The sequence below is a fragment of the Lunatibacter salilacus genome (genome assembly GCF_009797935.1).
GTDB classification, from domain to species: Bacteria; Bacteroidota; Bacteroidia; order Cytophagales; family Cyclobacteriaceae; genus Lunatibacter; species Lunatibacter salilacus.
On sequence record NZ_VOLC01000024.1, the window covers coordinates 95,367 to 106,568 of the forward strand.

At 42.5% G+C, this 11,202-nt stretch carries 8 protein-coding genes and 1 tRNA gene; 6 read left to right on the top strand and 3 right to left on the bottom strand.

The genetic code is table 11. The features are described 5' to 3' along the window. Position 1 precedes the first annotated feature (1 nt). From FQ608_RS24275 to FQ608_RS24285, 3 genes are all read right to left on the bottom strand, one after another. Positions 2-676 (bottom strand): ClpP family protease, encoded by a 675-nt coding sequence (locus tag FQ608_RS24275; protein ID WP_158861086.1) that lies wholly within the window; start codon positions 674-676, stop codon positions 2-4. 82 nt (positions 677-758) lie between these two features. Beyond that, complete coding sequence (locus tag FQ608_RS24280; protein WP_158861087.1) at positions 759-2,087, bottom strand: trigger factor; 1,329 nt, start codon at positions 2,085-2,087, stop codon at positions 759-761. A 90-nt stretch (positions 2,088-2,177) separates the two neighbouring features. Further along, a tRNA-Leu gene (locus FQ608_RS24285) sits at positions 2,178-2,259 on the bottom strand. 237 nt (positions 2,260-2,496) lie between these two features. Here FQ608_RS24285 and FQ608_RS24290 point away from each other — a divergent pair. The 6 genes from FQ608_RS24290 to FQ608_RS24315 all read left to right on the top strand — a co-directional run bounded on the left by FQ608_RS24290 (position 2,497) and on the right by FQ608_RS24315 (position 10,521). Beyond that, positions 2,497-4,716: a RelA/SpoT family protein gene (locus FQ608_RS24290; RefSeq protein WP_158861088.1), complete on the top strand. Its 2,220-nt coding sequence runs from the start codon at positions 2,497-2,499 to the stop codon at positions 4,714-4,716. 61 nt (positions 4,717-4,777) lie between these two features. Further along, a complete protein-coding gene (locus tag FQ608_RS24295; RefSeq protein WP_158861100.1) occupies positions 4,778-5,257 on the top strand; it encodes a Fur family transcriptional regulator in 480 nt (159 codons plus the stop codon). A gap of 66 nt (positions 5,258-5,323) precedes the next feature. Next, complete coding sequence (locus tag FQ608_RS24300; RefSeq protein WP_158861089.1) at positions 5,324-5,668, top strand: STAS domain-containing protein; 345 nt, start codon at positions 5,324-5,326, stop codon at positions 5,666-5,668. 106 nt (positions 5,669-5,774) lie between these two features. After that, positions 5,775-7,046, top strand: a complete 1,272-nt coding sequence (locus tag FQ608_RS24305; protein WP_158861090.1) for an adenylosuccinate synthase — start codon at positions 5,775-5,777, stop codon at positions 7,044-7,046. 146 nt (positions 7,047-7,192) lie between these two features. Next, on the top strand, positions 7,193-9,499 hold the full coding sequence (locus FQ608_RS24310; RefSeq protein ID WP_158861101.1) for a PKD domain-containing protein: 2,307 nt from the start codon (positions 7,193-7,195) through the stop codon (positions 9,497-9,499). Next, positions 9,496-10,521 (top strand): PorP/SprF family type IX secretion system membrane protein, encoded by a 1,026-nt coding sequence (locus FQ608_RS24315; RefSeq protein ID WP_158861091.1) that lies wholly within the window; start codon positions 9,496-9,498, stop codon positions 10,519-10,521. Before FQ608_RS24310 ends, FQ608_RS24315 begins: the two co-directional genes overlap by 4 nt. Positions 10,522-11,202: the final 681 nt, after the last annotated feature.

Consider the following 11,202-nt stretch of genomic DNA (forward strand, 5'->3'; position numbering starts at 1 on the left):
ATTATTTTGCTTTTTTTATAAGTACTTCATCGATGAGTCCGTACTCCTTCGCTTCATCGGCACGCATCCAATAATCGCGATCTGAATCTCTCTCTATGATTTCTGTACTTTTGCCACTATGCTCAGCCAAAATATCATACAATTCCTTTCTCAATTCTAAAATTTGCTTTACGGAAATCTCCATATCTTTGGATTGACCTTGCATGCCACCGGATGGCTGGTGGATCATAATTCGGGAGTGGGGAAGTGCGGCCCGCTTCCCGGCAGCTCCTCCTGCAAGAAGTACCGCACCCATAGATGCCGCCAGACCGGTACAGATTGTACCTACCTCTGGGGCAATATACTGCATGGTATCGTAGATTCCTAACCCAGCATATACAGAGCCTCCAGGACTGTTGATGTACAGTAAAATGTCTTTTTTAGAGTCTGTTGATTCTAAAAATAATAACTGGGCCGTAATGATGTTGGCGACATGGTCGTCTACACCAGTACCTAAAAAGATGATCCTGTCCATGATCAATCGGGAAAAAACATCAATTTCCCTGAAATTAGTAGGCCTTTCCTCGATTACCGAACGTGTCATATTCTCAACATAATCGGTATATTGATCGAAGGCGCTTCCGTTTACCCCTTGGTGCTTGACAGCAAAATCCCTAAATTCTTTTTTGTTAAGCATATTTTTGGTTTAATGAGATTACAAAAATAAAAAAAAGCCCTTATAAATTAAGGACTTTCAATTTAACAATTTATTCTTTGAATTAGTTTTCTAAAAGTTCATTGAACTTTTCTACTGATATAACCTCCTCTTTTGGTGAGGTTTTTTCTTTCACAAATGCGATTACCTTTTCGTTTTGGACGGTAGTTAACATCTGCATGTAATGCTGTCCATCATTTCCTTGGAGATAATTATTTACAAACATGTCCATGTTCTCTTCCAACTGAGCACTCATCCCTGAGGCGCCAAACTGTCCGCGAATCATTTCCCTGGTTTTTTCAATAACTTCCTCTTGTTCGGCTTTGATATTGTTTTTTTCGGCAATGGTATTGGAAATCAAGCTCCAAGTCAGTTGGCGAACATAGACTGGAAACTCTTTCTCCACTTCTTCTTCTGAAAGTTTGTCACTATTTGCCTTGATCAGCCATTCCTTTAAGAATTCTTCTGGAAGGTCGATGGAGGCTTTTGCAATTAGCGCTTTTTTGATTTCTTCCTCAGAAAACAATTTCAACTCTTTATTGTAATTTTCCCCTAATATCTCCTTAATTTTCGCAAGAAATTCCTCTTCGGAAGTCACCTGATTGGGTCCGAATACTTTGTCGAAAAGTTCTTGGTTAAGTTCTGCCTCTTCGGTACGGTTAATATTCTGTACTGTGAAGGTATAATCGCCCGAAATATTGGCAGCTTCGTCTTCAGAAATAGATAAAATCTCAGCTAAATCAGATTTTACTGCCTTGGACGGATCAAACTCGATAACAGCACCTTTTTCAACACCAATAAACTTTTTGACAGAACGGCCATCCAGTTTTGAAAGCGGCAGAGACAATGTCTTCTCGAATGATCCGTCAACAGCTTTCAAGTCTCCGTATAGAAAGTCGTTTTCTTCGCTGATGTCGGGATTAGTCATTTTCCCGTATTGTCTCTTAATATTGGTCAAGGCATCGTTAACTTCCTTGTCCGAAAGTTCTATCGTATAGGTTTTGGCATCAAGTTCGGATTCCAAATCTATGTCAACCTGATCTACAAATCCGATTTTGTAGGAAAATTCAAACTCCGTTTGCTTCTTCCAATCCAAATCTGTCGCACCATCTGTCTGGGGAAGAGGGTCTCCGAGTACTTTGAAGGACTGCTCTTTTATGTATTCATTTAGTGAAGTAGATAAAATTTGATTGATTTCATCCACAAGCACAGAGGTACCATACAGATTTTTGACCATGGAAACCGGTGCCTTTCCTGGCCTAAAACCCTTGATAGTTGCTTTTTTGGCGTAGTCTTTTATTTTTGAATCTACTTTTTGTCCATAATCTGCTTCTGTTAACTTAATTTTGATAGAAGCTTCATTGGCAGCGTGCTTGTCTAATGTAATTTCCAAAGGAATGATGTTTAAAGTTACCAATAACAAAAACCCCCAATCTGGATCTTAACCCTATGGGCACCTGATCCAGATCGAGGGATTGTAATGTGCGGATAGAGGGACTCGAACCCCCATGCCTTACGGCGCTAGATCCTAAGTCTAGTGCGTCTACCAATTTCGCCACATCCGCAAATAATACTCGTGTATCTGTTGAGCCGTTACTTATGTAACAAAAAAAGACACAAGAAACATGCCTAAACCGAAACATCTGCCATTTTTGGCATTTGCTACCCTTGAAGCACGTTTTTCTTCAATGTGGATGCAAATGTAAGCATGAATTTCAAAGATTCAATAAGTCAGAGAAAAAAAATATAAATTATTTAGCAAAAGGCACCCTTTAGTTGGTAGATTTGTTACTTTAGATCATATGATTAAGATAGACATAGAGGAAGAACGTAGGGAAATCCTAAAAAGGTATAGGAGACTTTTACGTGTAGCCAAACCACTATTAAAAGATGGGGATGCCAAGCTTATCAAGAAAGCATTCAATGTATCTAACGATGCGCATAAGGACATGCGTAGGAAATCCGGCGAACCTTATATCTATCACCCGCTTGAGGTCGCTCTGATCTGCGTGGAGGAGATTGGATTAGGGACCACCAGCATCATTTCCGCACTCCTTCATGATGTAGTGGAGGATACCGAAATAGAGCTTAAAGATATAGAACGGGAGTTTGGGCTGAAGGTGGCGCAGATCATCGATGGTCTCACCAAAATTTCCGGTGTTTTTGAATATGGGAGTTCGCAGCAGGCGGAAAATTTCCGTAAAATGCTCATCACCCTTTCTGACGATGTACGGGTAATTTTAATCAAACTTGCTGACCGGCTGAACAACATGCGTACATTGGACAGTATGCCACGCCATAAGCAGTTGAAAATTGCCTCCGAGACCAAGTACCTGTACGCCCCGCTTTCCCATCGCTTGGGGTTATATAGTATCAAGTCCGAGCTGGAGGATCTCTATCTGAAGTTTACAGACAGGGAAACCTATGATTCAATTATCCATAAGATCAATGAAACGAGGGTATCCCGTAATAAATTCATTAAGACTTTTATTGCTCCCATTCAACATGAGCTGGAGCATCAGAAGATTAAGTTTACCATTAAAGGGAGGCCAAAATCTATTTTTTCCGTCTATAATAAAATGACCAAGCAGAATATTCCTTTTGAGGAGGTTTATGATCTGTTTGCGATTCGAATTATTGTGGATACCGCTCTTGAAAATGAAAAGGCGGATTGTTGGCAGGTTTATTCCATTGTGACAGATTTTTATCGGCCAAATCCCGACCGTCTTCGGGATTGGATCAACACCCCGCGTGCCAACGGATATGAATCCCTTCATACCACAGTAATGAGTCAGACAGGTCAATGGGTGGAAGTTCAGATACGGACTCAACGAATGGACGATATTGCCGAAAGGGGCTATGCCGCACATTGGAAATATAAGGAAAAGGAAAATTCCCCTGAGAGAGGGGCCGCCGGGTTGGATGATTGGATTACCCAAGTGAGAACCATTTTGGAAAACAATGACGGCTCTGCGATTGAGTTTATGGACGATTTCAGGGGTAATCTTTTTGTTGATGAAGTATTCGTCTTTACACCAAAAGGAGACTTGAAAGTTTTACCTTCCGGTGCCACCGCATTGGATTTTGCCTTTGAGATCCATTCGGAGGTAGGGGTAAGGTGTATAGGAGCTAAGGTCAACCAACGCCTAGTATCTATAGGGCATAAGCTAAAAAATGGGGATCAGGTAGAAATACTGACTTCGAAAAAGCAGAAGCCAAACGAGGACTGGCTGAAATCGGTCGTTACTTCCAGAGCCAAGGCAAAAATAAAGGATGCCCTGAAAGAGGAGAAGAAGCAGGTTGTTCTAGATGGAAAAGAAATCGTACAGCGGAAACTCAAACAGATGAAAATGGAGTTTTCGTCAGTAACAGTGGAGCAACTCAGGGCCTATTTTGAAACCAAAACGACTTCTGAATTCTATTATCGGGTAGGAAAGGGAATCATCGATCCGACATCCATCAAAAGCTTTAGGGATTTCAAACAGGAAAAGAGGCTGAGAAAAAATCCGATGATACATGTCACGGATGAATCTTCTTTTACCAAGGAAATAAAGCATCTGAAAGGCCCGGAACATGACCAATTGCTTATCGGTGAGGACATGGACGTGGTTGATTATATTCTGGCAAAATGTTGCAATCCTATTCCCGGTGATGATGTGTTTGGTTTTGTCACGGTAAATGAAGGTATCAAAATTCACCGTACCTCTTGCCCAAATGCCCTAGAATTGCTGTCGAATCATGGAAACCGCGTCATTAAGGCCCGTTGGACGAGTCAACAGGAAATCGCATTTCTCGCTGGACTTAGGATTATCGGAACAGACCGGGTCGGACTGATTAGTGACCTGACCAAGGTAATATCCAATGAGCTAAAGGTAAACATGCGGTCCATCACGGTTGATTCAGACTCCGGCCTTTTTGAAGGCAGTATCAAACTATACGTACATAGTACAAACCACCTGGAAAAACTCATCCAAAATTTATCTACAATTCCGGGGGTTCTCAAGGTGTCTCGCTTTGATTGACCTACCGATCTGGGACTTTCCCGATAACTAACGTATATTTGTAAAAAAATTCAGCATGCCCATGGTTTTAACCGAAAGTCCATATGAAAAGGTAAAGAAGATATTTACCGCTTATTTGGAAAATAAAAAACTTAGAAAGACTCCTGAGAGATTTGCGATTTTAGAGGAGATTTACGGTAGAGGGGGTCACTTTGACGTGGAGTCCCTTTATATAAGTATGAAAAACAAAAACTACCGTGTCAGCAGGGCGACGGTATATAATACGTTAGATCTATTGGTGGAGTGCGATCTGGTTACAAAGCATCAGTTTGGGAAAAACCTGGCCCAATATGAGAAATCATACGGCTATAAACAACATGACCATCTGATTTGCACGGAGTGTCATCAGGTGAAGGAGTTTTGTGATCCAAGAATCCAGAATATTCAAAATACCGTGGGGGAGATATTACAATTCAACATTATCCACCACTCCCTTATTTTATATGGAAACTGCACAGACAGCTCCTGTGAATTTAGGCCGAAAGTGAAAATTAAGAACTAACTACCTTCCTTTCCCTGATTTAGTAAGAAAATTCCGCAAAGTCATCAGATAAATTTTTGAAACCCAATGAAAGTCCAATACGAAACAGCCAGAATAGCTGACAAATTTATATTAAAATTGCAGGGAGACCTCATAGGAGATGAATCTGGCCCCAAACTAGTAGAGTTGGTTTCAGATTCGCTTAATGATGGGATCAAAGTGTGTATCATTGATCTCAGCCAGGTGCGGTACATCAGCTCCAGTGGGATTGGGGTATTGATTACGATGTTGACCAAAATGAGAAATGTTGGTGGAGAAGTATTTCTTACCTCCCCATCTGAACATGTCAAAAAATTACTGATCATTACAAAATTAAACAACATATTTACTGTGTACGATAGTCTGGAAGACGCGCTAAGCAAAATTGCTTAGCACAAAAGCAGGCTAAATTCTTATAAAATTCTCTTGCAGTTGGCAATTTTTGCCGTAATTGCGAATCTTTTAAAAAGCACAGTAGAAATTAAATACATAGCATATAATGAAAATGGATGTTCTTCTAGGCCTACAATGGGGCGATGAGGGTAAAGGTAAGGTTGTAGATTTCCTGGCTCCCAAATATGATATAGTTGCAAGGTTTCAAGGAGGTCCGAATGCAGGACATACCTTGGAATTTGACGGAATCAAACATGTGCTTCATCAGATTCCAAGTGGGATTTTCCGGGAAAAATTAAAAAACATCATTGGAAACGGTGTTGTGCTAGACCCGGTAGTGCTTAAAAAGGAAATTGAAGGGTTGAAGAAATTCAACATCAAGATTAGTGAGAATTTGTTTGTCTCTAAAAAGGCAACTATTATCCTACCAACTCACAAATTGCTTGATGCAGCCTACGAGAAGTCAAAAGGAGACAAAAAGATTGGATCTACACTGAAAGGCATAGGGCCAACATATCAGGATAAAATTGGTAGAGTGGCTATTCGGGTAGGTGACATTCTCTCCCCCGATTTCAAAGAAAAATACCAAGCCCTCTTGGAGAGACACCTTTCCATCCTGAATTACTATTCGCATGACGTCGGAGAGCTTCCCGAGTTGGAAAAAGCTTTTTTTAATGCGGTTGAATTTTTCAAACAACTCAATCTTGTGGAGACAGAGTATGAAGTCAACGAGGCATTGGATTCAGGCAAAAAGGTCTTAGCTGAGGGAGCTCAAGGATCCCTGCTCGATATTGATTTTGGAAGTTATCCCTTTGTGACAAGTAGCAATACGATGACCTCCGGTGCCTGTAGTGGATTAGGTGTCGCACCAATGCGTATCGGGGATGTATTTGGCATATTCAAAGCGTATTGCACAAGGGTCGGAAGCGGTCCGTTTCCAACCGAACTTTTTGACTCGACGGGAGAAGAAATGAGGAGAGAGGGAAATGAGTTCGGTTCCACGACCGGAAGGCCAAGAAGATGCGGTTGGATTGATCTTCCCGCATTAAAATATTCCATCATGATTAATGGAGTCACCCAGCTTTTTATGATGAAGGCCGATGTTTTGAATATCTTTAAGGAAATTAAAATATGTACCCACTATCTCCTGGAAGATGGATCAAAGGTTGACAAACTTTCATTTGATTTGGGAGAAAAGGAGGTAACACCGGTCTACATTACGATGAAGGGCTGGGACCAATCTTTGAGTCATGTGAGTTCTTATGATGAATTTCCAGAAGAACTCCGACAGTATACAGAATATCTGGAGCGAGAGCTTGGTGTACCTATTAGCATGGTTTCAGTGGGTCCAGACAGAAAACAAACCATATTAAAATAGACCGTTTGAAATATATTAAAAGGCGTCCCTTAACAATAAGTGGATGCCTTTTTTGTTTTAGACCAGATTTGGTTAATTTGTTGGCTGATTGGAATTTCCGATTCCTACTGGATATAGCTAACCGAATTTACTTGAGCTTAAAGGGAATGTTTGTTATTGCGCACCTTGTCATTGTGACGGGAGTGCTTTGGAGTGCCCAGGCAAATGCCCAGGTGGGGTTTCCTTATTGCGAGACCTTGCAAGATGGTAATGTCCAAGCTACGACGGTTTTTGGAGGCCAAGCTACCTTAGCCAACGGTGTGTTGCGGTTGACCGATAACAGTATTGGAGTAGGGGGACACGTGTATATTGATATTCCATTTTCTTCTTCTTTTGGCATAAAGGCATCCTTTGAATATTTCGTCTACGGAGGGACCGGCGCGGATGGCCTTACTATTTTTCTGTTTGATGCAGCGGTAACCAATTTTTACCCTGGGGAATTTGGAGGTGCTATTGGATATGGGCCGGGTGAAAACACTCCCGGGCTTTCCGGGGGATATGTGGGCATAGGTTTGGATACCTGGGGAAATTACGGCAACCAAACTGGAGGTTCAGGGGGATTTCCGGGAGGACCCTTTGATCTCCATCCGCACAGCGTAGTAATTAGAGGACCCTCAAATAATGGTTATCGGTTTATCGCCGGAAAAAAAGTGAATGAAGGTGGTGCGCTTGGCTTGGCGGCGAATGACAGATTCCCGCTCAGTTCAGGTGCCCAACGTGTTACAGATCCAAATACCGTGGGATATAGAAAAGTTTTCGTTGACCTGAAGCCAGCAGCTTCTGGAGTTGGGTACGAACTCTCTTTAGACATGCAAGTAACTACCACACCGGGAATGCCTCGCATGGTCTCAATATTGGAATCAGTTCCCTATCCCTATGCCTCTCCTTCAAATTTAAAAATTGGCTTTGCTGCTGCAACCGGAGGGTACACCAATTTTCACGAGATCCGCAACTTACAGGTGGATGTGTCTGATGAAGAAAGCCTATTGGAACCTATAGGCACTGACTTGCAGGAATGGGCTTCCTGCGAAGGTCAGGAAAATGAATTTGAAATCGATGCTTCATCCATTACCTTGCCCAATGAAAACTCAAGAATCCAGTGCCTGCAATTCTATGAATCGTTGGAAGATATTGAGGCGGAAGCAGGCGACCTATGTTCACAGGGAAAGTGTCGACCGGAAAACAGAAAATTTGAGTTTCCACAAGGAACAGTAAGTGCGGCTGAGGAAGGGGGGAAATTTACTTTTTTTCCTTTTGCAGGTACAGATGGTGAAAAGGTGACGCTATATTATACAGTTACCGACAACTATGGGAAATCTTCCAGCGGGAATGCGTTGACATTCTCCATCAATACCTCCCCAGAGGCTATACTTTTATTGGCGGATAATCTTCCTTTGGAGAGATGGAACCTTTGTCCTGGTGAAGAACTGCAATTAACTGCCGTTGGGGAGGAGGACTATGTGTCGCATGAATGGTACATTGATGAAACTCTTCAGGACGGCGCAGACGGTATGCAGTTTACAGCTACCCAACCTGGGAGTTATCAGGTATGGGGATATAATTCCCAAGGTTGCCCAGCCAAATCCTCTCTTCTAGAGATAGAGCAACCCCCATTTCCCGAATTGGACATCATTATGCCGGTCGTCGCCTGTTTTCCCGAGCAGCAACTAAATGTAAGGCAATACATCCTTGATATTGATGAAACTCAATTTGATTACCGGATTAAGAAGTCAGATGGGGAATTTCTTGTAAACGGGGAAATGGATACCGTGTATACGGATGGAGATTATGAGCTCTCTGTTAAGTTCAAAGACATGGATTGTTGGTCAGAGCCCTTCGGTTTCAAGATTACTGTTGTGGACGTCCCAGTAGAAGCATCGTTTGATTATGGAATCAACGGATCAGACAGAAAATCTGATGAGCAAGGCGGTGTGCTTATCGATGATCCCATTTGGTTTACGGATGCATCCTCGGGTCAACCTGTTGCCTGGAATTGGGATTTCGGTGATGGAGAGACCAGTTCGCAAAAAAATCCGGCCCATGTATTTGGGGAAAAAGGTGATTTCTTGGTGACACTCACGGCAGTCAACGAGGCGGGATGTGAATCAGTGGCCAGCATGAATGTTGGAATTAATCGCTCCTACCGGGTGATGTTTCCTACTGGCTTCACACCCACGAGTGATCAAAATACCCACTTTAGACCAAAAACAAAGGGTATTGTTGAAATGGAACTGTTAGTGTTTAACGGTTGGGGCGAACTGCTCTTCCAATCTGATGATTTGAATACGCTTGGATGGGATGGTAACGTAAATGGTTCAGCGGCTCCTCCGGGCAGTTATGTCTTTCGGGTAAATATGGTGGCGAGTGATGGTGAAGCGGTGGTCATGTCTGGGAAGTTCTTAATGGTAAGATGATGAAAAAAGTAGTTTTTCTGCTGACATTGATCTGTAAACTCCAATGTACCCTTTGGGCGCAGGATGTTCAGTTTTCCCAATTTTATGCTGCCCCGCTGTATTTAAATCCCGCCTTTGCGGGGAGTACAGAATGGACTCGGGTTGGATTAAACTTCCGAAACCAATGGCCCTCCTTGGATCATTCATTTGTGTCAATGTCCGCGTATTTGGATCATTTTATTGAACACAAAAACAGTGGAGTAGGTGTAATCGTAAATGGAACCCGGGAGAGTTTTGCCCAGCTGCAGAATATGGAAGTTGGGGTTATGTATTCATATCGGCTACGTTTGGGGGAATTTCGCTTTTTACATGTGGGTGCTCAAGGCAGTTTTGTCAACAGGTATGTTAATGTAGAGCAAATCATGCTAGGCACGCAGCTGGACATAGACAGGGGTATAATTAATCAGGATGCCAGCACTTGGGTCACGGATGACAGTCAGCGCAGCCATGCGGACATAAATACCGGTCTTTATTATTACGAAGAACGTTTTTGGCTGGGAATTGCCGCCCACCATCTGACGAGGCCGTATATTTCTTATATGGAAATGGAAATGGACAGGTTACCTATCAAGTATTCGGTACATGGAGGAATAAAAATACCCCTGCAGGATGGAAGGATTAAGGAATATCTGAACAATATAAATCAGGAGCGAAGTTTGTCTTTTGCCTTCAATTATAAGCGTCAGGGGGTATTTGATCAATTGGATATTGGTGCGGAGTTTTATTTTCAGCCTGTGATCCTTGGGGCATGGTATCGTGGCCTGCCATCAAAAAACGCCATGCCAAACAATGAAGCCATTGTGGCACTGCTTGGTTTTTCTTTGCCCAATGACATGGACTTGGGATATAGCTATGATTTCACTATCTCTAAATTGGGTCTAAGAAATGCGGGGGGTGCGCATGAATTATCCTTAAGGTATACTTTTTTAAATTATAAACTAGGCAAAAAAAGGGATAGGGTTATACCGGGATTTAAGTATTGATAGAGCTTATCAATTTTTGTCCCTGACTTTCAGGGGTTTTTATGGGGGAGGTTGATTTTTTTCAAGAGTGTTCTTGTGAATTGGGTTTTTCTTTGCACCTTTGCAATCCCAAACGGGGGAAGAGGAATTGAAATACGGAACAAATTGGAGGTATTTGGAAGGTTTAGGCCGAAAAAACTTCAGAATATTTTGTTTTTATTCCTTGTATGTTGAAAATATTTTCCGATCTTTGCAAACCCGAAAGCGGGGTGTTTAAATCAGAAGGGTTAGGGGAGGTATAAACGCCAAGCTGTCCAGAGAAAACAAACGGGGAGAAAAAAACAAAATTTTTCTTTTTGTGTTTCGGAAAATTTCACTTACCTTTGTCAACCCAAAGCGAACGAGCTTCGGGAAAAATAGATTGAAACCAGGCGGAAATGTCCGTTTCCATCGGTATCCGGTTCGCCGCCCCCTCGGGGTCGTCGTGTTTCCGGAAGGCCGGCAAGTTCTTTGAAAAGCTGTTCAAAACAATAACAAAAACAAACATTAAAACAGGCCCCGTGCCGGTTTCCCGTTATGGGGTTCCGGCAGGGGGCCCGGATATCCGGGCCGGAAACATTAGCCCCGCTATAAGCGGGGCAACAAACACTTTACAATGGAGAGTTTGATCCTGGCTCAGGATGAACGCTAGCGGCAGGCCTA